19 protein-coding genes are annotated in these 20,724 nt (G+C 65.7%); 13 read left to right on the forward strand and 6 right to left on the reverse strand.

The features are described from left to right. Positions 1–89 precede the first annotated feature (89 nt). Positions 90–791 carry a polysaccharide deacetylase family protein gene (locus tag LFT46_RS00355; protein ID WP_236820899.1) on the forward strand — a complete coding sequence of 234 codons (702 nt, stop codon included), beginning with the start codon at positions 90–92 and terminating at the stop codon, positions 789–791. Positions 792–825: 34 nt separating this feature from the next. Here the strand turns inward: LFT46_RS00355 and LFT46_RS00360 are convergent, their stop codons facing one another. Continuing rightward, positions 826–1,929 carry a LacI family DNA-binding transcriptional regulator gene (locus tag LFT46_RS00360; protein ID WP_236820900.1) on the reverse strand — a complete coding sequence of 368 codons (1,104 nt, stop codon included), beginning with the start codon at positions 1,927–1,929 and terminating at the stop codon, positions 826–828. A 172-nt stretch (positions 1,930–2,101) separates the two neighbouring features. Here LFT46_RS00360 and LFT46_RS00365 point away from each other — a divergent pair, with 172 nt between their 5' ends. The 5 genes from LFT46_RS00365 to LFT46_RS00385 all read left to right on the forward strand — a co-directional run bounded on the left by LFT46_RS00365 (position 2,102) and on the right by LFT46_RS00385 (position 6,875). Then, positions 2,102–2,965: an ABC transporter substrate-binding protein gene (locus LFT46_RS00365; protein ID WP_236820901.1), complete on the forward strand. Its 864-nt coding sequence runs from the start codon at positions 2,102–2,104 to the stop codon at positions 2,963–2,965. A gap of 110 nt (positions 2,966–3,075) precedes the next feature. Further along, entirely contained in the window at positions 3,076–3,864 is a 789-nt protein-coding gene (locus tag LFT46_RS00370; protein WP_236820902.1) for an amino acid ABC transporter permease, read from the forward strand. Further along, positions 3,861–4,637: an amino acid ABC transporter ATP-binding protein gene (locus LFT46_RS00375; protein ID WP_272910819.1), complete on the forward strand. Its 777-nt coding sequence runs from the start codon at positions 3,861–3,863 to the stop codon at positions 4,635–4,637. The genes LFT46_RS00370 and LFT46_RS00375 overlap by 4 nt, the downstream gene beginning before the upstream one ends. Then, a complete protein-coding gene (locus tag LFT46_RS00380) occupies positions 4,637–5,680 on the forward strand; it encodes a Gfo/Idh/MocA family protein (protein ID WP_236820903.1) in 1,044 nt (347 codons plus the stop codon). The genes LFT46_RS00375 and LFT46_RS00380 overlap by 1 nt, the downstream gene beginning before the upstream one ends. Before the next feature lie 73 nt (positions 5,681–5,753). After that, complete coding sequence (locus tag LFT46_RS00385; protein ID WP_236820904.1) at positions 5,754–6,875, forward strand: NAD(P)/FAD-dependent oxidoreductase; 1,122 nt, start codon at positions 5,754–5,756, stop codon at positions 6,873–6,875. Between the two features lie 74 nt (positions 6,876–6,949). On the opposite strand, the gene LFT46_RS00390 is transcribed toward LFT46_RS00385, so the two are convergent. After that, on the reverse strand, positions 6,950–8,449 hold the full coding sequence (locus LFT46_RS00390; protein WP_236820905.1) for a SulP family inorganic anion transporter: 1,500 nt from the start codon (positions 8,447–8,449) through the stop codon (positions 6,950–6,952). 254 nt (positions 8,450–8,703) lie between these two features. On the opposite strand from LFT46_RS00390, the gene mptB reads away from it, so the two are divergent. Continuing rightward, positions 8,704–10,335, forward strand: coding sequence for a polyprenol phosphomannose-dependent alpha 1,6 mannosyltransferase MptB (gene mptB, locus LFT46_RS00395; protein WP_236820906.1), 1,632 nt, complete (start codon positions 8,704–8,706; stop codon positions 10,333–10,335). Here the strand turns inward: mptB and LFT46_RS00400 are convergent. Both LFT46_RS00400 and LFT46_RS00405 read right to left on the reverse strand, forming a co-directional pair. Further along, complete coding sequence (locus LFT46_RS00400) at positions 10,332–11,588, reverse strand: DUF2029 domain-containing protein (protein ID WP_236820907.1); 1,257 nt, start codon at positions 11,586–11,588, stop codon at positions 10,332–10,334. The two genes, mptB and LFT46_RS00400, sit on opposite strands and share 4 nt — an antisense overlap. Before the next feature lie 28 nt (positions 11,589–11,616). Then, positions 11,617–12,960 (reverse strand): glycosyltransferase 87 family protein, encoded by a 1,344-nt coding sequence (locus LFT46_RS00405; protein WP_442863660.1) that lies wholly within the window; start codon positions 12,958–12,960, stop codon positions 11,617–11,619. Positions 12,961–13,265: 305 nt separating this feature from the next. Between LFT46_RS00405 and LFT46_RS00410 the strand changes: the two genes are divergently transcribed. Beyond that, on the forward strand, positions 13,266–13,469 hold the full coding sequence (locus tag LFT46_RS00410) for a hypothetical protein (RefSeq protein WP_236820908.1): 204 nt from the start codon (positions 13,266–13,268) through the stop codon (positions 13,467–13,469). A 146-nt stretch (positions 13,470–13,615) separates the two neighbouring features. Here the strand turns inward: LFT46_RS00410 and LFT46_RS00415 are convergent, their stop codons facing one another. Further along, the gene (locus LFT46_RS00415; protein WP_236800458.1) at positions 13,616–13,876 is read right to left on the reverse strand and encodes a DUF3072 domain-containing protein; all 261 of its coding nucleotides are present in this window, start codon (positions 13,874–13,876) and stop codon (positions 13,616–13,618) included. Between the two features lie 118 nt (positions 13,877–13,994). Between LFT46_RS00415 and LFT46_RS00420 the strand changes: the two genes are divergently transcribed. Together LFT46_RS00420 and LFT46_RS00425 are read left to right on the forward strand one after the other, a co-directional pair. After that, on the forward strand, positions 13,995–14,867 hold the full coding sequence (locus tag LFT46_RS00420) for an NAD(P)-dependent oxidoreductase (RefSeq protein WP_236800459.1): 873 nt from the start codon (positions 13,995–13,997) through the stop codon (positions 14,865–14,867). A gap of 220 nt (positions 14,868–15,087) precedes the next feature. Then, complete coding sequence (locus LFT46_RS00425) at positions 15,088–16,467, forward strand: MFS transporter (protein WP_236820909.1); 1,380 nt, start codon at positions 15,088–15,090, stop codon at positions 16,465–16,467. A gap of 229 nt (positions 16,468–16,696) precedes the next feature. On the opposite strand, the gene LFT46_RS00430 is transcribed toward LFT46_RS00425, so the two are convergent. Beyond that, positions 16,697–17,497 (reverse strand): IclR family transcriptional regulator, encoded by an 801-nt coding sequence (locus LFT46_RS00430; RefSeq protein ID WP_236820910.1) that lies wholly within the window; start codon positions 17,495–17,497, stop codon positions 16,697–16,699. 120 nt (positions 17,498–17,617) lie between these two features. On the opposite strand from LFT46_RS00430, the gene LFT46_RS00435 reads away from it, so the two are divergent. The 3 genes from LFT46_RS00435 to LFT46_RS00445 are packed head-to-tail and all read left to right on the forward strand — an operon-like array spanning position 17,618 to position 20,698. Beyond that, entirely contained in the window at positions 17,618–18,121 is a 504-nt protein-coding gene (locus LFT46_RS00435) for a tripartite tricarboxylate transporter TctB family protein (RefSeq protein WP_236820911.1), read from the forward strand. Positions 18,122–18,123: 2 nt separating this feature from the next. Next, the gene (locus LFT46_RS00440; RefSeq protein ID WP_236800463.1) at positions 18,124–19,626 is read left to right on the forward strand and encodes a tripartite tricarboxylate transporter permease; all 1,503 of its coding nucleotides are present in this window, start codon (positions 18,124–18,126) and stop codon (positions 19,624–19,626) included. A gap of 58 nt (positions 19,627–19,684) precedes the next feature. Continuing rightward, positions 19,685–20,698, forward strand: coding sequence for a tripartite tricarboxylate transporter substrate binding protein (locus LFT46_RS00445; protein ID WP_236800464.1), 1,014 nt, complete (start codon positions 19,685–19,687; stop codon positions 20,696–20,698). Positions 20,699–20,724: the final 26 nt, after the last annotated feature.

Raw genomic sequence — 20,724 nt, forward strand, 5'->3', positions numbered from 1 at the left:
CCCTACGCTGTTCAAATTCCGGAAGTTTCCGGAAGTTCCTGTGACCTGAAGAGGTAGCAATGAAGATGCCACCACGACGTCTCGATCTGATGCCAAAGACTGTGCTGCCCCTGGCTGCCATCGCCCTGGCGGCAGCCGCCGCTGTTCCGGCGGGGCTTGCAACTGCGGCTCCTGCCCTTGCGGACCAGGCAACGCCGGCCGTTGTCGACTCCACCCGGCACGACGGCAATTACCTGAGCCTGACCTTCGACGACGGCCCCGATCCTGTCAACACACCCAAGCTGCTTGCCGTGCTGGAGAAGCACCACGTGAAGGCGACCTTTTGCCTTTGGGGTGACCACGTGAAGCAGCACCCTGAAATCGTCCGGCAGATAGCTGACGCCGGGCATACGCTCTGCAACCACACCATGTACCACGACGACATGTCCACGTGGAGCACCGAGGCGATCAGGGCGGACCTGGAAGAGACAAGTGCCGTCATCCGCGACGCCGTTCCGGATGCCACCATCAACTATTTCCGGGCCCCTTACGGCAGCTGGGGACAGACGCCGGAGGTAGCCGCTGACATGGGGATGCAGCCTCTCGGGTGGCGCCTGGCCATCGGAGATTGGGAGCCGCCGGGAACGCCGGAACTGGTCCGCCGCCTCCGGGAGGGCATCACCCCCGGGGCGGTAGTCCTCATGCATGACGGCGGCGGCGATAGGAGCCAAACAGTCGACGCCGTCGACCAGATCATTCCCGAACTCAGGTCAGAGGGGTGGCGCTTCGACAAGCCCGCCCGCCGGGGCTGACTGAAACAACAAGAGGAAGCTGTGGATCGCGGAGCTAACGATCCACAGCTTCCAACTCCGGCTCGTTCGCCGACCTTTCCGGGCAGGGCCCCACCGACCCCCGCCGCACCAGGGTGGCCGTGAACTGCGCGGGGGCGGCGGAAGGCAGCCCCTCCATCTGCCGAATCAGTGCCTTGGCTGCTGCCACCCCCATGTTGTAGACCGGTTGGGCGATGACGGTCAGAGGCGGGCTTGTGAGCCTGGTCCACGCAAAGTCGTCGTACATCAGGAATGACACGTCGCCCGGAATGGACAGGCACAGTTCCTGGATGGCCTCCACCACGCTCAGGGCGATCAGACCGTCGGACGCCACCACGGCGGTGGCCCGGTCCGGCCCCCGCAGCACCTCACGCGTAATGCTCCGAATGGAGTCTTCGTCGCCTGCATTCAGCCGGACCAGGTCCTCCGGAAAATCCAGCCCGGAGTCAAGGTAAGCCTCCCGCATGCCCTCGATGCGGTCAGCGATCTGGGAAGACCCAAGCGCCATCCCGGCCGTGTAGGGAGCGTCTGTCGTCAGCGTTGAAATAAAGGCGATGCGGCGGTGCCCCGCATCCAGCAGGTACTGGGTGGCTTCCCGGGAAATCCGTGCCATGTCCACGGCCATGGTCTCCACCGGCATGTCACCGGCCGTGCGGTCAATGAAGACCAAGGGCCGTCCCGACCGGTGCACTTCCTGGAGGTGTCCGGTGTCCACCGATGACGCAGGAGCGACGATGAGACCGTCCACGCGCTTGTCCAGCAGGACCCGGACCGCATCCACTTCGGCAGCCCGGTCCTCGTCCGTGTTGACCAGGATGACGTTGTAGCCGGCCTTCTTTGCGGTGTCCGTGATTCCCCGCGTGGCCAAGCCAAAGTGCGGGTTTTCGATATCACCCACAACCACCCCGATGGTGTGTGACTTCCCGGTGTTCATGCTGCGGGCAAGCTCATTAGGCCGGTAGGCAAGCGCCTCGGCAGCAGCGAGGACGCGTTCGCGGACATCCTCGCTGACGGCCCCGTAATTCCCTAGTGCCCGCGCGGCCTGGGCCTTGGAAACCTGGGCAGCCTTGGCGACGTCGGCAACGGTGACGTCCCGCCGTCGTGCTCCTTCAGCCTTCATCTTCACCTTTCGAGGGGCTGTTGACGGCCCCTGTGACTTCAGCTACATTTCTATCCATCGATGTGAGTCCGGTCTCAATCCTAGGGTGTGAGACCGGACTCAACAAGAGCATCGGCGACTTTCTTCGGCGGCCCTGACAGCACCGCCTCCCTCCCAACGATTGGACAACGCTGTGAAGAAAAAGAACCTCCGCCCGGCCGGATTTGCCGCCGCCGCACTTGCAGCGGTACTGGCACTTTCCGGCTGCAGCTCCACCTCCGCAGCTTCCACTACGGAAAACAACCCCTACGGCCTGATCCAGCCTGGTACCATCCGCGTTGCCAGCCTGGGCGACTCCAAGCCCTACACCTTCGCCGACGCTTCCGGTAACTTCACCGGCTTCGACGTGGAACTGTTCAAGGATGTGGCCCACCGGGCCGGTGTGGACAACGTGGTCTTCACCGGACAGGACTTCTCCGGCCTCCTTGCCGCAGTTGCCAACGGGCAGTTCGACGCCGGCGTGGCCGCGATCGGCATCACGGACAAGCGCAAGGAAACCGTGGACTTCTCCGACGGCTACCTGGCCGGCTACCTGACGGTGATCACCACCAAGAATTCCGGCATCACCGGTGTGGACGGCCTGGCCGGCAAACGCCTGGGCGTGGTGCAGGGCACGCTGCAGGAAGCCTACGCGGTGAAGAACTTCACCTCTGCCAGCCTGGTGCGGTTCCCGGACAACAACACCGCCATTGCCGCAGTGAACAGCGGCACGGTGGATGCACACTTCCTGGATTACGAGGCAGCGAAAGCCTACGAGGAACAGCACGGCCTGGTCAGCGCCGCGGACATTCCGTCCTTCGACGCCCCGGCCGGGTTCGCCGTGGCCAAGGGCAAGACCGCTTTCAAGGAAGCCCTGAACAAGGGACTGGCAGCTGCGATGGAGGACGGGACCTGGAAAAAGCTCTACCAGAAGTGGTTCCCGGGCTCCCCGATGCCCGAGCAGTACCTGCCCAAGGCCGAACAGGGCGCCTCCGCGTCGCCCACGCCGAGCAAGTAGGCAAGTAAGCACATAGGCGCCGGAGCCAGCAAGGCTTCAGCACATTGCCGGGCGGGCTGCAGCCCGCGGCGCGCCCGGCACCTTCACCCAATCAACGTCTGAGAGCAATCATGGACTGGTTCAACACCATCATCCGAACTTTCTTTGACTTCGGCGCTATGGCCGAGGTCCTGCCCCAACTGCTGGCGGTCGGCCTGCTGAACACGCTGATCATTTCCATTGCCGCCACCGTCCTTGGCACGGTGCTGGGAATGGTGGTGGCCGTCATGGGCATCTCACCGTCCAAGTGGCTGCGCATCCCGGCCCGGATCTACACCGACCTGTTCCGTGGCCTGCCGGCCATCCTGACCATCCTGCTGATCGGCCAGGGCTTCGCACGCCTGAGCCAGTCGATCTTCGGCCCGTCCCCCTACCCACTCGGCATCATCGCGCTTAGCCTGATCGCCAGCGCCTACATCGGCGAAATCTTCCGCGCCGGCATCCTTAGCGTGGACAAGGGCCAGGGCGAGGCCTGCCGCGCCCTGGGCATGAGCTACGCCAAGTCCATGGCCCTGGTGGTGGTCCCGCAGGGCGTCCGCCGGGTCCTCCCGGCCCTGGTGAACCAGTTCATCGCCATCGTCAAGGACTCCTCCCTGGTCTACTTCCTGGGCCTGCTGGTCAGCGAACGCGAACTGTTCCGCGTGGGCCAGGACGCCGCCGTGCTCTCCGGCAACCTCTCACCCCTGGTCGCCGCGGGCCTGTTCTACCTGGTGATCACCGTCCCGCTGACCCACCTGGTCAACTACTTCGACAACAAGTTCCGCACCGGCCGCCGCCGCCCCGTACCGCCCACCAGCGGGCTGAAGGAAGTCAAGGAACTCGCCTCCGCTTCGCCGCTCACCACCGGGAGCAACACATGACCACCCCCACCAAAGACACCACCAGCGGCCAGGAAGCCCCAACGTTCCACGGCTCGTCCCTGGAACTGCGCAACCTGACCATGGCCTACGGCGACATCGAGGTCCTGCGCAACGTCAGCCTCACGGTCGCCCCGGGCACCACCACCTGCATCATCGGCCCCTCCGGCTCCGGCAAGTCCACCCTGCTGCGCGGCATCAACCGGCTCCACGAGCCCAAAGGCGGCGATGTGCTCCTGGCCGGAGACAGCACCCTGGGCAGCAACCCGGACACGCTGCGCACCCGGATCGGCATGGTCTTCCAGCACTTCAACCTCTTCCCGGACCACACCGCCGAAGAAAACGTGGCCCTGGCACTCTGGGCCGTCAAGGGGATGCCCAAAGCCCAGGCCATGGCCAAAGCCCGCCAGCGCCTTGCCGAGGTAGGTCTCGCCGAACGCGCCGACCACCGCCCCCGCGACCTCTCCGGCGGCCAGCAGCAGCGCGTCGCCATCACCCGGGCCCTGGCCATGGAACCCGAAGTCATGCTCTTCGACGAAGCCACCAGTGCCCTGGACCCCGAACTGGTCAAAGGCGTCCTGAGCCTCATGGCCGGCCTGGGCCGCCGCGGCATGACCATGCTCGTGGTCACCCACGAAATGGGATTCGCCCGCAAAGTCGCAGACCAGGTGGTCTTCATGGATGAAGGCGAAGTGGTCGAAGCAGGAACTCCCACCCAACTTTTCGACAACCCCCGCAGCGAACGCCTCCAACGCTTCCTCTCCGAGGTGCTCTGATGCGCACTGTTGCAGCGGCACCCATCCGGACCGCCGTCGTCGGCTTTGGGATCTCCGGCAAGGTGTTCCACGCGCCGCTGATTGCGGCCAACCCGGATTTCTCGCTTGACGTGATCGTGACGGCGCAGCCGGAACGGGCTGCGGAGGCGGCACGCCTCTACCCGCAGGCACGGATTGTCGGAACCCCGGAGGAGCTCTTCGTCCTGTCCGCCGACCTGGATTTGGTCATCCTGGGCACCCCGCCGCACACCCACTTCGGGCTGGCGGCAGCGGCCATCGCCCACGGCCTGCACGTGGTGGTGGACAAGCCTTTCGTGCCCACGTCCGCCTTGGGGGAGGAACTGATCAGCAGGGCGGACGACGCCGGGGTGCGGCTTACGGTGTTCCAGAACCGCCGGTGGGACGCGGACTTCCTGACCCTCCGGAAGGTCCTGGCCTCCGGAGCGCTGGGTCAGGTCAGCAGCTTCGAGTCACGTTTCGAATGGTGGCGGCCGGAAGGCTTTGGAAATTGGCGGGACACGGTATCCCTGGCCGAAGGCGGCGGGATCCTCCACGACCTGGGCGCCCACCTGATCGACCAGGCCATCCAGCTGTTCGGCCCGGTGGATCAGAGCTACGGCGAGACCGCCAACCGCGGCCCGCATCCGGACGCAGCCGACACTGAGGCTTTCGTGTCCCTGCTGCACGCATCCGGCGTCCGCTCACGCCTGTGGATGAACGGCATGGCTGCCCAGGCGGGCGCCCGCTTCCACATCCTTGGCTCGCAGGCCGCCTACACCAAATGGGGACTCGACGGGCAGGAACCTGCCCTCGCAGCGGGGATCCCGCCGTCGGACCCGGCCTATGGCATCGATCCCCAGGAGCGTTGGGGGCTCTTGGGGGTCGATGGAGCAACGCGTCCCGTTCCTGCCGAGCGCGGCGACTACCCGCAGTTCTACGTGCAGCTGGCCGCCGCCCTTCGCGGGAACGGACCGCTGCCGGTGGATCCCGCCGGTCCGCTCGAAGTCCTGAAGGTCATCGAGGGCATCCACGCCCTGGCCTGACTGCCCGCGCTCTGTTCCGTTGACGCACCGTTCGCGTCCATCCCAACCACGAATTCCACAGAAAGGGACACCAATGTCCTCTGCTCCAGCTTCCAAGCGCGTCGCGATCATCGGCGGCGGCATCCTGGGCGTTTCCACTGCCGTGCACCTGCTCCGCGAAGGCGCCTCCGTGATCCTGCTGACCGAGCGCGGACTCGCCAGCGAAGCCAGCGGCCGCTCGCTGTCCTGGCTCAACTCCGCCGGCGAACGGTCCACCCCGTACCACCAGCTGCGCGTTGCCGGCGTGGACCGCTACCGCACCCTCTTCGCCTCGGACCCCAAGCGGGAGTGGCTCCAGTTCGGCGGCGGCCTCATGTGGAACGCGGCCGGCCAGGCCGACGCCACGGAGGCGCGGCATGCCTACGAGAAGTCCATCGGCTATGACTCGAAGCTGCTTGCCCCGGAGGAGATCGCCTCGGCTACCCCCGGCGTCGATTCCAGCGCCGTGACGGACAAGGCCATCTTCAACCCCGGCGAAGGCTGGGTGAGCCTGCCGGACCTGATCGACTTCCTGATGGAGGAGTTCCACGCCCGCGGCGGCGAGCTGGTGCTCAACGCCGGCAAGGCCTCCGTCATGGTGGAGGGTGGCAGGACCGCCGGGGTGGAAACCGCGGCGGGCGGGACGTACCCGGCCGACGCCGTCCTGGTGGCCTGCGGCGCAGCGACGCCCGCCGTCGTCGAACCCCTGGGTGTGCACATTCCCAACGGTTCGCCCGTCTCCATGCTGGTGGTGACCAAGCAGGTGCAGCACGAGGTCACCGCCGTGATGAACACCCCCCGCGCCGCGCTGCGGCCCAACCCGGGCGGCACGTTCGCCCTGGACCACGACTGGTACGAGGAGCACATCACTGAGCACGCAGACGGCTCCTTCACCATTCCGGACGACGTGGTGCAGGAACTGGCCGACGAGGCCTCCAAGCTGGTGGCCGGCAACCCGGAACTCAAGCCGGCCTCCTGGAAGATGGGGTACAAGCCGATCCCGGGCGACGGCGAGCCGGTCCTGGGCGAACTGGGCCAGGTACCGGGCTGCTTCGTCGCCTTTACGCACTCCGGTGCCACCTTGGGACTCATCGCCGGCGAACTGCTGGCCGGTGAGATCCTGACGGGCAGGAAGCACCCCATGCTGGCGACGTTCCGGCCCGGCCGCTTCTCCTAGGCACGCCTGGAAAAACGAGGCGGGGCGGCAGTCTGCAGCCCCGCCTCTTCCGCATGCCGGGGGTGAGGTTCCGCTCAGGCGCCCAGGTGTCCCGTGAGGCGTCGGTGGAAGCCGGTGCTGCGTTCGTCGAGGCCTTCGATCGCCACCGTGGCTCCGTGGTCCCCGTACTTGGTTTCGATGGAGTCGAGCGCGGCGACGGTTGAGGCGTCCCAGATCTGCGCGCGGCTGAGGTCGATGGTCACCGAGGCGGGATCGTCGGCGTACGCGAACTGCTCCACCAGGTCATTGCTGCTTCCGAAGAACAGCGGCCCCACCACGTCGTAGCGGACGGTTCCACCGTCGTCCGCCAGGGTCCGATCCACCGTGATGACGTGGGCCACCCGGCGGGCGAACAGCACCATCGCCAGGATGACGCCCACCAGCACACCGTATGCCAGGTTCCCCGTGAAGACCACGACGGCGACGGTGACCACCATGACCAGCGTCTCGGGCACCGGCATCCGCTTCAGGGTGGACGGCTTCACGCTGTGCCAGTCGACGGTGGTCACGGCAACCACCATCATCACCGCGGCAAGGGCCACCATGGGAATCTGGCCCATGATCGAGCTGAGCCCGGTCACCAGTGCCAGCAGGAACAGCCCGGCCACGAGTGTCGAAATGCGGGTGCGGGCCTGGCCGGTCTTCACGTTGAGGACGGTCTGCCCGATCATGGCGCAGCCGGCGATGCCCCCATAGAAGCCGGCAAGGATGTTCGAGACGCCCAGTGCCCAGGACTCGCGGCCCTTGTGCGAAGGGGTCTCTGTGATGTCGTCCACGAGCTTCGCCGTGAGGAGGGTTTCCATGAGTCCGACGAAGGCCACGCTCAGCGCCGTGGGCAGGACCAGCTGGAAGGTCTCAAGGTTTACCGGAAAAAGGAATGCCGTGAACCCGGGCAGCTTGCCCGTGAGCGGGCCTTCGTCCGAGACGTTCGGCACGGTCAGTCCGGCGATGATGACGATTGCGGTGACGACGACGATGGCCACCAGGGGCGACGGGACCACCTTGGTGAACCGGGGCAGGATGAAGATGATGGCGAACGTCAGGGCGAACAGGGCGTAGGCGAGCCAGGGGACGTTGAGGACATGGGGCACCTGCGCCATGAAGATCAGCACGCCCAGGGCGTTGACGAACCCGATCATCACCGACCGTGGAATGAACCGCATCAGCCTCGCCAGCCCGGCCAGGCCAAAGACAACCTGGATCACGCCGGCAAGGAGCACTGTGGGCAGGACGTACTCGACGCCGTGCCCGTGGACCAGCGGAGCGATCACCAGGGCGACGGAACCGGCGGCCGCGGTCACCACACCAGGGCGTCCGCCCAGGATGGACATGGCCAGGGCCAGCACGATCGAGGCGACAAGGCTCACCATGGGATCGACACCGGCCACGATCGAAAATGAAATGACTTCCGGAACCAGTGCGAGCGTGGTGACCATCCCGGCCAGGACCTCGCGGCTGAGCTGCCGCGGGGAACGCAGGGCGGTGAGGACTGTGATCGGTTGCCGAAGGGGACGGGTGCGGTCAGCGACGGCCAAGGAGCGGCTCCAGGGGACTGGGCTCTGGGAGAGCGGTGTGCAAAGTTTCTGTGCGCCACGGTGCGCCGGGTCCCGCCCTGCCATGGAAGACAATGGGGGTGGAGGGAATGCGCCGGTGATATCGGCTGCGCATGCAACACTACCCCGGGGCCCTGAAGAGGCAGTAAGTATGGCTGATAAAATGACCGGGTTGCAGGGCGGCCTTGTGAAGCTGGGGCGAGCAGTGCCGTAACGAAGTAGGGGACCACACAATCATGACGGCAGGCGGGTCGCACCTCAGGACATCGGAAAGCAGGCCGGGCACGTCGGCCGAGGCTTCCATGCCTGCCAAGGGTCGTGCCTACCTGGCAACCCTCGAGGGTTTCATCGGCGCCCTCATGATGTTCGTCGGCTCCATCGGAACGGGCTGGATCGCCAACGGTTCCCCCATGATCCGCCAGCCTGTGGTGATCGCGCTCCGCACCGAAGGCTGGGGGGTGGCGGTGTCCACTGTCCTGCTGACGGCCGGCGCCATGCTGCTGATGCGCTCGTGGCTGCGCCTGGGCCAGCGGCTGGGGGACTGGGGACAGTCGTCCCTGCGTTCCGTGGTGGTGGCCATCTCCGCGTGGTCCCTGCCCCTGCTGTTCTGCGTGCCGGTCTTTTCCCGCGACGTCTACGCTTACACCGGTCAAGGCAGGCTGGTGATGGAGGGCCAGAACCCGTACGAGGTGGGCATTTCCACCCTCAACAACTGGTTCGCCCTGGGCGCCGATCCCGCCTGGGCCGAAAACCGGACCCCCTACGGCCCCTACTTCCTGTGGCTGGCGCGGGCGGTGGTGGGACTGACGGGAGCCCAGCCGGACGCGTCCGTCCTGCTCTTCCGGCTGCTGGCCGGCGTCGGGGTGCTGCTGTGCGTCATCTACGTGCCCAAACTGGCCGAACTGCACGGCATCAACGGTGCGCGCGCCCTCTGGATCTCCGTGGCCAACCCGCTCTTCCTGATCAGCTTCATCGCCAGCGCCCACAATGACGCCCTGATGGTGGGTCTCGCCGTCGCGGGCGTGTACCTCGCCGCCACCCGCCGCTACCTGCTTGGCATCCTCCTGGTCACCGCCTCCATCGGCATCAAGCCCATTACCGTGCTGCTGCTGCCGTTCATCGGCATCATGTGGGCCGGTCCTTCCGCCACCTGGCCGCGCAAGTTCCTGATGTGGGCCGCGACGGCGGGCATCAGCTTCGGCGTCCTGGTCCTCAGCGGCATCCCATTCAATCTGGGCATCGGATGGACCTGGGCCATCATGGATCCCACCCCCGGCTACACCGGCTACTCACCGTCAGGCTTCCTCGGCCAACAGGTGGAGATGCTCGCCAACGCGCTGGGACTGCCCGGCGGGACGCTGGCCACGTGGCTGCGGACCGCCATGAAGTGGGCCGCCATCGCCCTGGTCCTGCTGCTGATGTTCCGCGGCGACTACTCCCGGGCGGTGCGCCGGATGGCCCTGGCGTTCACCGCCGTCGTGATGCTCTCGCCCATCATCCAGCCCTGGTACATCCTGTGGTTCCTGCCGTTCCTTGCCGTCACCGGGATCCGGGACGACTGGCAGATCCGGTCGCTGTACGTGGGCGTGACGTTCTTTGTCGTGTTCGGCGCCCAGGACCAACTCTCGGTCTGGTCCTTCGTGGAACTGCCCATCGACGCCTCGTCCCTGGCGTTCTTCACCGCCCTGGCGTTCACGTTCTACCTGCTGGTTTTGGACGTCCACACGCGCAAACTGCTCATCGAAGGCAAACCGCTGGACCTGGCCCGCCGGGGCTGGGAGTGGGCTCTGGAACGCCGGGCCCAGCGCCGGGCAGCGGCCGCCCGCCAGGGCGACAGCGCCGCCGTCGAACGCCGCGAAGCCCCTTAGGCTCCCGCCGGAACCGTCGCTGCAGTCTTCCGTCCCAGCTCGGCCGTCCGCTTCACCGACCACCACAGCAGCACCACCAGGAGCACGTTGCGGGTGGTGAGGATGGCGGCCATGACCGGGTGGGCGTGGATGAGCGGGGTGTAGAACAGGGGGTAGATCACGAAGGTTGTCATGGCGATGCCCATGAGCAGGGCCGCCGGGACTTTCCACCGCTCCCAGTCGTGCGTCAGGCCCGCAATGATCACCGGGGCCAGCCAGATGATGAACTGCGGCGAGCCCACCTTGTTGAACACAATGAACGCGGTGACCATCATGAGCGAACCCTCAAGGAAGAGTTCCTCACGCTCCGCGCCGCGGCGCATGGCCCGCACCAGCAGGATGGCCGCGGTGACGGCGGCGAGGATCAGCAGCGGCTGCATGAGGAACGCCGCGGTGCTGGCTCCCGGCCCGTAGACCTCGGTGGAGTTGATGGCCGTGTTGTCCGCCATTTTCGAACCGGCGATATGGAACACGCTCAACCAGACCCAGGGGGTGGAGAACGTTGCCTCGAGCTGCATGCCGCGCTCGCCCTGGTTCAGGAGGAAGTCCATGATGTGCGGGAGGCCGCCGGACAGCCACGTCCCCAGGCCCACGACGGCGGTGACGGCAACGCCGGCGAGCACCACCTGGAGGCGCTTGTGGCTTGCGATGACGATGGGCACCAGGACGGCGGCCGGCCACACCTTGATCCACGTGGCAATGCTGAGCAGAAGGCCCGCCACCACGGGCCGTTCGGCGGCGTAGAGCAGGGCGATCAGCACGATCGGGGCCGTGATGCCTTCCACCCGGGCGAAGCTCAGGTAGCCCATGAAGACCGTGAAGAACAGCCACCACCAGGCCGGCGCAACGCCCGTCACTTTCCGGGGGCCCCGGGTGAGGTAGAGCAGGCCGACGGCGTTGAGCGCCGCGATGATCAGGAACCAGACCAGGAGGTAGAGACTGGGCCCGGCAAGGTTGGCGAGGAAGATGGGGATCTGCGCCAGCACCGGATAGACCCAGGGGCTGATCTTGCCGGTCAGGTCCGCCGGGTTGTAGCCGTCCATGGCCCACTGCCGGTACTGCTCGGTGTCGCTGAACGTATCGCCGTTCAGGAAGAAGGACGCCATCCAGCCCAGGAAATAGAGATGGACGACGGCGAAGCCCCACCAGACACTGGACGGGCGGGCGAACCAGTCCACCACTTTTGCCGGGAGCAGTTTGGTGCGGACCGTCACCAGGCGGTCAAAGAACCTCGTGGAAATCTTAGGTCTCCTTGAGCGCGGGGGCAGGTGCGGCCGTCTTCTTGCCCAGCGAGTAAAGGCGCCGGACGCTCCACAGGAACAGCACCACCAGCAGGACGTTGCGGATGGTCAGCACCAGCGCCATCCAGGGGTTGTTGTGGCTGAGGGCATCGTAGAAGAGGGGGTAGATGAAGTACGTGGCCACGGCGATGGCGATCAGCATCAGTGCCGGGACACGCCATTCCCGCCAGTTGTGGGCAAGGCCGACGGCGACGGCGGGGCCCAGCCACACCATGAACTGCGGGGAGCCCACCTTGTTGAACACCACGAAGGCGGTGGCCAGGGTCAGCGCGCCGGCCAGGAGCAGTTCGGTGCGGTCCACACCGCCGGCCACCCTGTGCTGCTTGCCGTTGTGCAGGGCCCAGAAGGTCAGCCCGGCCACCAGTACGGCGGCCAGGACCAGGAGCGGCTGCATGAGGACGGACAGGATGGCGGTGCCCGGCCCGTCCACCTGCATCGAGTTGATGTCCGTATTCATGTACATGCGGGAGCCGCCCACGTTCAGGACGGAAAGCCAGAGCCAGGGGGTGGTGAAGGTGGCCTCGAGCTGCATTCCGCGGTCACCTTGTTGCGTGAGGAAGTTCAGCAGCTTGGGAACGCTGCCCAGCACGGCTGCCAGCGCCACGACGCCGGCCGTCACCGAGATCCCTGCCAGCACCACCAGCAGGCGGTTCTTTACGACGGCGAAGAGGGCCAGCATGATGGCCGCCGGCCACACTTTTACCCAAGTGCCGATGGCCAGCAGGACCGAGGCGATGAACGGGCGGTTGACGCCGTAGGCCAGGGCTACCAGGACCAGCGGGGCGGTGAGGCCGTCAACGCGGGCGAATCCCAGCCAGCCCATCAGGAACGTGAAGGCCAGCCACCACCAGCCCGCGGGGATGGCACTGCTGTTGCGGCCGCGGGCAGTGAGTTTCAGCAGCGCCCAGCCATTGAGGACCGTGGTCATGAGGACCCACAGGAAGAAGAACGGTGCGGGTCCGGCCATGCCCGCGATGGCCATGGGGATGAGGGCCAGGATGGGGTAGACCCAGGGACTGGGGCCGCCGCGGAGGTTGGCTTCATTGAACCCCGCCATGGCCCAGTCACGGTAAATGAAGGTGTCGCTGAACGCCTCGCCACGCAGGGAGAGCGACGCTGCGAAGATGAGGAAGACAAGGTGCACCACGATGAAGCCGCCCAGCAGGCCGCGCCCGGTGTTCAGCACGCTCCGCACCGGGGTGGGGAGGAGGACGTTGCGGATCCTGGTCAGATTGCCGAAGAGAGCGTCGGTGGAAATGGCGGAATCCTTGTCAGGTCGTTGCACAGTCAGCGGTGGCACAATGTGGCCCGGGGTCAGGCCGCGGGGCGGGGTTTCAGGGGCAGCCGGAAGCCGGAAAAATCAGCTTCCACTCCTGTCCAACTCTAATTGACGGTGGCCTGCGGCCAGTAATTGTCAAGACAAAGCAAGGCAGACAGCCCGCTGACCTGCGTCATTTATCTAAAGTTGCTGGCCCTTATCTGCTCGGGCACCATAGTGCGAGGCACGAAAGTGCCCACCGCCTATGCAGCCAGGGGGAGCGCTGGGCGGCGCCTGCCCACCCCGGCCCCCAAAGACATAAAGGCAAGACATTGAACTTCCCCCTGACCCTCACCGTGTCCGACCGCCAAAGCATGGACAGCGAACTCGACGCCGCCGTCGCAGCCGCTAAGGCCCACGCGCTCAGCGGCAAGCGCCACGGCATCCTGGTAACCCGCCACGGCGTGAACCAGTTCACCGTTGACCTCAGCGAGACGGTTCCCTTCGGCGTAACCCGCGAGTGCCAGGCCTGGTAAGGCTCCTTTTCAGCAGGCCTTCGTCAACCCACCTCCGGTAGCCGCCGCAGGGCAGCCGCCTTTCGCATAGGTGCTTGTGGCACAATCCTGTCTTTAGGCACCGTCCTGTGCTGCCGCCGTCGTCAGCGTTTTGCGGCTCCGGCGGCCTAGGCGCCGGCCCCGTCGCCGCCGTTGCCGGCCACGCGGTTGCTGTGCTGCTGCAGCCGGTCGATGTGCTTTGACGCCTCAGCCTTGCTCATGTCTGCAGGCAGTTCCTCCCCGGCCTCGCGTGCCAGCGTGTCGAGGTAGCTGCGCTGTGCCGCCGTCATGGGTTCGTCCCCAGTCACCCAGTCTTCCGGGTCCCTGTTGAGGCCTGCATTGGGTTCGGGTTCCGGGCTGCCGATTGTTTCCTGGTTGCTGTCGCTCATGGGTACGAGTCTAGGTGGGCGCGCTGACATTCCGCAGGAACCCGGTTTGCATAAGTAACTGAATCCTGGAGACGTTGAGTTGGTAGGGAAAGCCAAACTGGACCAGGAGGACTGCTCAATGGATACGAAGCTCAAAGTGGCTGTGCTGGGAACCGGAATCATGGGGGCGGCCATGGCCCGCAACCTCCTGCGTGCCGGTCACGACGTCTCGGTGTGGAACCGGGACCCGGCAAAAACCGAACCGCTGGCTGCGGACGGCGCACACCGGGCCGCCAACCCCGCCGAAGCAGTGGCAGATGTTGATGTGGTCCTGACCATGCTGTACGACGCCGCCGCGGTGGAGCAGGTCATGCGCTCCGCGGCCCCGGGGCTCAAGGCCGGTACGGCCTGGGTTCAGTCCACCACCGTGGGCGTGCGGGACGTACCCGTCCTGGCTGGCCTGGCCGGCGAGCTTGGCCTGGACCTGGTGGAGGCGCCGGTCTCAGGTACGCGCGGTCCTGCCGAAGCCGGCCAGCTGCTGGTCCTTGCCGCCGCGCCCGAAGCTGTGCGCCGGCGCGTGGAGCAAGTCCTCGACGCCATCGGCGCCCGCACCATCTGGACTGGGGAAGACGCCTCAACCGGATCGGCAGCCCGCCTCAAGCTCGTGGTCAACAGCTGGGTCATCGCCGCCTCCAACGCCGCCGGGGAAGTGGTTGCGCTCGCCGAAGCCCTTGGGGTCGATCCGCAGCAGTTCCTCGGCGTGATCGAAGGCGGCGGCCTTGACCTTCCTTACTTGCGGACCAAGATGGGCCTCATCATGGAAGACGGCCTGGACCCCGCCTCCTTCGCAGTGGATACGGCGTGCAAGGATGCCCACCTCATTGTCGATGCGGCTGCTGAGCAGGGCGTGAAGCTCGACGGCGCGGAAGCTTTCGCCGCAAGGTTGGACCGGGTGTCGGAGCAGGGTCGGGCCAAGCAGGACATGGCTGCGGCCTATTACGCCAGCCGGTAGCAGGCAGGGTCCTTCCGAGGAACGGCCGGGACCGCGGGGAGAATGGGGGATAACGCTTGCCCGTTGACGTAACGGGGGTCACCTTCTATATTGGATGAATCGATTCAAGAGCTGTCGCTTCAGGTCCGGTTGGACCAATTCCGGCGCAGACACAGCCAAGAACACCTGCTGAACCCAGCGGTTCCGGTTCCTTGCCAATGAAGACGAAGGACATAAGCACATGAGCACCACCCCCACCCGCGTCGCCGTTCCCAGCCAGGGTGTTGACGCCCCTTCGCGGGATCCGCGGAAAGCGGCGATGAGCGGCTGGATCGGAAGCGCCCTGGAGTACTACGACTTCGCGTTGTACTCATTGGCGGCAACGCTGATCTTTCCCTCCATCTTCTTTCCTTCGGAGAACCCAACCGTCGGGATCATCGCCTCCCTTGCCACGTATGCCGTGGGCTACGTGTCCCGTCCGGTGGGCGCCGTCGTCCTGGGTGCCTACGGTGACCGGCACGGACGCAAGAAGGTGCTCGTCTTCGCCATGCTGCTCATGGGCTTCGCGACCTTCGCTGTGGGGCTGCTGCCCACGTACGGCCAAGTAGGCCTCCTGGCGCCGGCGCTCCTGGTGATCCTTCGCCTGATCCAGGGCTTTGCCGTGGCCGGGGAATTGGGTGGCGCCAGTGCCATGATCGTCGAGCACTCTCCCGATGCCAAGCGCGGCTTCTTTGCAAGCTTCAGCCTGCAGGGCACCCAGGTGGGCTCCATCCTTGCCACCGCGGTCCTGCTCCCTCTCGCCGCAGTCCTCCCGGCCGACCAGTTCGGCAGCTGGGGCTGGCGCATCCCGTTCCTGCTCAGCGCCGTCGTGATCCTGGCCGGGTACTTCATCCGGCGCCGCGTGCAGGAACCGCCCACGTATGTGGCGCAGTCCGGTGCCGGTGAAACCAAGCGCCGCTTTCCCCTCGTGGAACTCCTGCGCACCCGCCCCGGGGTCCTGGTCCGCTGCGTCCTCATGACCTTCACCAACGTCATCGGCATGGCCACGTTGATCTTCGGTGTCTCCTACGCCACCCAAAAGGGCTACGGCAATGGCTTCTCAAGCAGTGAGTTCCTGTGGGTCACGCTGGTGGCCAACATCGCGGCCGTGGCGACCATCCCGCTGTTCGGCGCGCTGAGCGACCGGGTTGGCCGGCGGATGCTCATGGCGGCCGGCGGCATGGTCGGAGGCCTGCTGGTGGGCGTTTACCTGTGGGCCATCGAGCAGGGAAGCCTTCCGCTGGTCTTCGTCTGCGTGGTAATCGTGCAGGGCATCTTCTTCCAGATGTGGAACGCCACGTTCGCCACGTTCTTCCAGGAGCAGTTCCCCATGCGGATCCGGGTGACCGGTTTTGCGGTATCGCAGAACATCGGGCTCATGATTGCCTCGTTCTTTCCCAGCATCTTCACGGCGATCGCGCCTCCAGGATCCGCCAATGTACCGCTTACGATCGGCTTGACCACGCTGGGCATCTGCCTGGTCTCTGCGGTGGCCACCCTGATGTCGAGCGACACCAAGGGCACTTCGCTGGAGGACCTTGAGGCGCCGAGGGCCGGCCGGGCCGGAAACCTGCACGCATAACTTCACCATCGACCTGAAAAGGAGGGGACAGCCGGTGGCTGTCTCCTCCTTTTCCCGCGCCTGCCCATGGAGCCCTTCTCCGGCAGGTCCGTCACGCTGGGCACGCTTTCAGTCAGCGTACGACGGCGGTGGCCCGCGTTTCCGGGGTACCCCCGCCAAGGGTGGGCCGAAGGCGTGCCGTGCGTGACGCCGTCGTCCGCCTTCCTGCAGTGGGCCGGAGGGCTGCCGCTCAGTAGACGGAGCCCTCCAGCAGTTCGGAGAGTCGCCTGGCGGCACGGCGCAGTTCCGGAACGTTGGCTTTGATCTTCTCCTCGGTCGTCGCCTCCGCTGGGCAGTTCAAAGCCATTGATTCGTTGGCGCGGCCGGCTCTGTTCGTCAATGCCACCCCTACGGAGAGCACGCCAACCACACGCTCATTCGCAGAATAGGCGTAGTCACAACCAGGTTCGGGCAGCCGTGACTTCAGTTCCTCAACCGTGAATCCCTGCTCCTCGTGACCGGAGGCGATAGCGGCCGCTACCACCTGCTGGAGTTCGGCATCGGAGGCGCCCGCGATCAGGATCTTTCCGGCCGCGCCACGAGTCAGGGGGAGGCGTTTACCCAGGGGCAGGTCATACTGCATGGGCGCTTCGCCTTGAACCCGTGCCACCAGGATCCGCTCAAACCCGAGCCGGGTGTGCAGGGAAACAGACATTCCGGTCTGGGCCGCGAGCTGCTGCAGAACCGGACGTCCCGCGACCGCCAAGGGATCGTTTTCCAGGAAACTCTTTGCCGCCGGCAGGACGGCGGGGCCGATCCGGTAGGACTTGTCCGTTTGGCTCACCATTCCGAAATCCTGCAGCACCCGGAGGATCCTCAGCGTGGTGGGCAGGCTCATGCCGCAGTTCCGCGCCAGATCACTGAGCCGCTGCGGCCGCTCGGCCCGCTGCAACTCGGCAAAGACCTCCATGGCCCTCGAAAGGGAGCGCATGTTCGAGGACTTGGGGCTCTCTTCTGCCGTGCTGGCCGGGGTGGAAGTCGTGGTTTCCATTCTTTCATTGTATGTAAGTTCCTTGCGCTTGACAGCATCTGTGTCTCCTGTCACTATTTCTCAGTACGCAATATAGTTTCATTCTGTGAAACGCAATGACGCGCTGTGAAAAGGAAGCTCATGACAACGGAGTCAGTCACGACGAAAGCAGGCAGCACCATCCGGATTGCTCCCGGTGTGCTGGCGGGAATTGGCGCCTTCGCCGCCGTCGGCATCTACGTCCTGGTCAGCTCGTTGGGCCTGGGCCTTTGGACGTCCCTGGGCCCGGGCGCCGGACTGTTCCCCTTCGCGATGGGGGCGCTCCTGGTGGCGATGTCGGCAGTCTGGCTCCTCCAGGAACTCCGCCGGCCGAGCGCCAGAGGTGAAGGTGTGGACAAAGGAGTGGTGATTTCCGTCGTGGCCAGCCTGGTCATCCTGGCGTCCGTGATGGACCTGCTGGGCTTCCAGCTGAGCATGTTCGCGTTCCTGCTCTACCACCTGAAAATCCGCGGACACCGGGCGTGGGTGCCCTCCCTGATCATCGCCCTGGCGGGGAGCGTCGGCGCCTTTTACGCCTTCAACTACGGCCTGAACGTGGCACTCCCGGTTTCGTCACTCGCTCCACTGAACCTGATCGGACTTTAGGCATGGAAACCCTCAATGAACTCCTTGGCGGCTTTGCCACCGCCATGACCTGGCAGAACCTGATTTTTGCCTTCCTCGGCTGCCTGCTGGGCACCATCATCGGGGTCCTGCCCGGGGTAGGACCAGTGGCAGGCGTGGCCCTGCTGATCCCCATCACGCTGAATTTGGACCCTGCGGGGTCGATCATCATGCTCTGCGCCATCTTCTACGGCACCCAGTACGGCGGCACCATCACCAGCGTCCTGCTGAACACCCCCGGTGAAGCGTCGTCCGCGATTACTACCATCGACGGCTACGCCATGACCAAGATCGGCAGGGCAGGGGCCGCGCTGACGCTGGCCGCGGTCGGGTCCTTCATCGGCGGCACCATCGCCACCGTAGGCCTGGTGGCGGCGGCCAAGCCTCTCGGTGAAATGGGACTCCTGGTCGGCCCGCCCGAGTTCTTCGCGCTCATGGTCGTCGGGATCTCGCTGCTGGTGGCCCTGGCCGGAAAATCCCTGGTCAAGGCCGTGATTTCCGGCGCGCTGGGCCTGCTGATCTCCATGGTGGGCATCGACCCCGTGGCAGGCGCCCCCCGCTTCACCTTTGGCATCGACAACCTTCTGGACGGCGTGAGCTTCGTGGCCGTCATCGTGGGTGTCTTCGGGCTCTCGGAAATCCTCTCCTTCCGCCGGAACGACGTAACCCCCATCGTCCACGCTCCCGGTTTCCGGCAGCTGTTCCCATCGCGGACCGAGTGGCGGCGAAGCGCTCCGTCCATGGCCCGCGGCACCGGCGTCGGCTTCGGCCTTGGCCTGATCCCGGGCATGACCGGATCGGTGTCCTCCCTGCTGTCCTACGCCGCCGAGAAGAAGTTTTCCCGCTTCCGCCACGAGCTCGGCAAGGGCGCGGTGGAAGGTGTGGCCGGCCCCGAAACCGCCAACAACGCCCACGCCAACGCGGCACTCATCCCGCTGTTCACCCTGGGCATCCCGGCATCGCCCACCATTGCGGTGCTGATGGGAGCCTTCCTCCAGCAGGGCCTCACACCGGGGCCCAGCCTGTTCACCGAGCACTCGGATATTGCCTGGGCAATCATCGCCAGCCTCTTCATCGGAAACGTCATCCTGCTCCTGCTCAACGTTCCGCTGGTGGGACTGTGGACCTCCATCCTGCGCGTCCCCACCCCCATCCTGACCGCCGTGATCCTGCTGTTCATGGTCATCGGCGCCTACACCATCAACTTCAGCGTCTTCGACGTCTACGTCATGGTCGGCTTCGGCCTCCTGGGCCTTGCACTGCGGAACCTCGACATTCCGCTGGCCCCGATGGTCCTCACCCTGGTGCTGGGCCCCCTGATGGAACGCTCGCTGCGCGAATCGCTGGAGATTTCCCAGGGCGATTTCAGCGTCTTCCTCAGCCGGCCAATCTCAGCCGTGCTGATCGCCGTCGGCCTGCTGATCCTCTGCAGCCCGCTGCTGAAAATCCGCAAGCCCAAAGCCCTCACCGAGGACCCCGAAGCCTAAGACTCCCCAACAAACACCCATCCCCGCTCCATCCGCATCACTTCAAAGGAGAAGACCCTTGTCACGCAAGAAAATCATTGCTGCCTTCGCAGCAGCATCCCTGATCGCCCTCACCGGCTGCGGCGCCAACGCCAACGCCGGCGCCTCCAACTCGACCGCAGGTGCCACCGACTTCCCGAAAAAGGGGAAGTCGATCGACCTGATCGTCGCGTTCTCCTCCGGCGGCGCCGTGGACACGGCCGCCAGGCTGATCCAGCCCGTCCTGGAGAAGGAACTCGGCACCAAGGTCGAAGTGGTCAACAAGCCCGGCGCAGGCGGCCAGATCGGCTACACAGCGCTGACCAGCGCCAAGCCGGACGGCTACACCATCGGCGCGACGGGCTCACCGTCCGTCGTCGTCTCGCCGCTCGATCCCGCCCGCGGCGCAAAATACACCCGGGACAGCTTCAAGCCGTTGGGCCGGCAGGTCTTTGACCCCGCCGTTATCGCCGTGCAGCCGGACAGCCCCTACAAGACGCTGAAGGAACTCCTGGACGCCGAGAAGGCCACCCCCAAGTCCCTCACCGCCAGCACCACCGGCATCCAGACGGGCGAGCACTTCGCCTTGGCCCAGATCCAGCAGGTCACCGGCTCCGAGTTTGCCCCGGTCCACTTCTCCGAAGGGGCCTCGCAGGCAACCACCGCGTTCCTCGGCAAGCACGTGGACGTCCTGGTGGCCAACGTCAGCGACGTGAACGACCTCACCAAGCAGGGCAAGGCCCGCGTCCTGGGTGTCATGAGCGCCGAACGCTCTCCGGCGCTGCCTGACGTGCCCACCTTTAAGGAATCCGGATACGACGTCGAAGCGGGCACCGCCCGTGGCTACTCCGCACCGGCCGGACTCCCCGATGCCGTTGCCAAGAAACTCGAAGCTGCCCTTGAGAAGGCCATCGAAGACCCGGCCGTGGTGCAGAAGATGAAGGACCTGGGCCTGCAGACCAGCTATCTCACGGCCAAGGACTACGAACAGATGTGGGCCGGCCAGGAAGGCGACTTCAAGCAGGTCCTCCCGCTGGTCCAGAAAAAAGACTGATCCACCCGCCCCACCCACCGAAAGAA

The organism is Arthrobacter sp. FW306-07-I (assembly GCF_021800405.1).
In the GTDB taxonomy this organism is placed as follows: Bacteria; Actinomycetota; Actinomycetes; order Actinomycetales; family Micrococcaceae; genus Arthrobacter.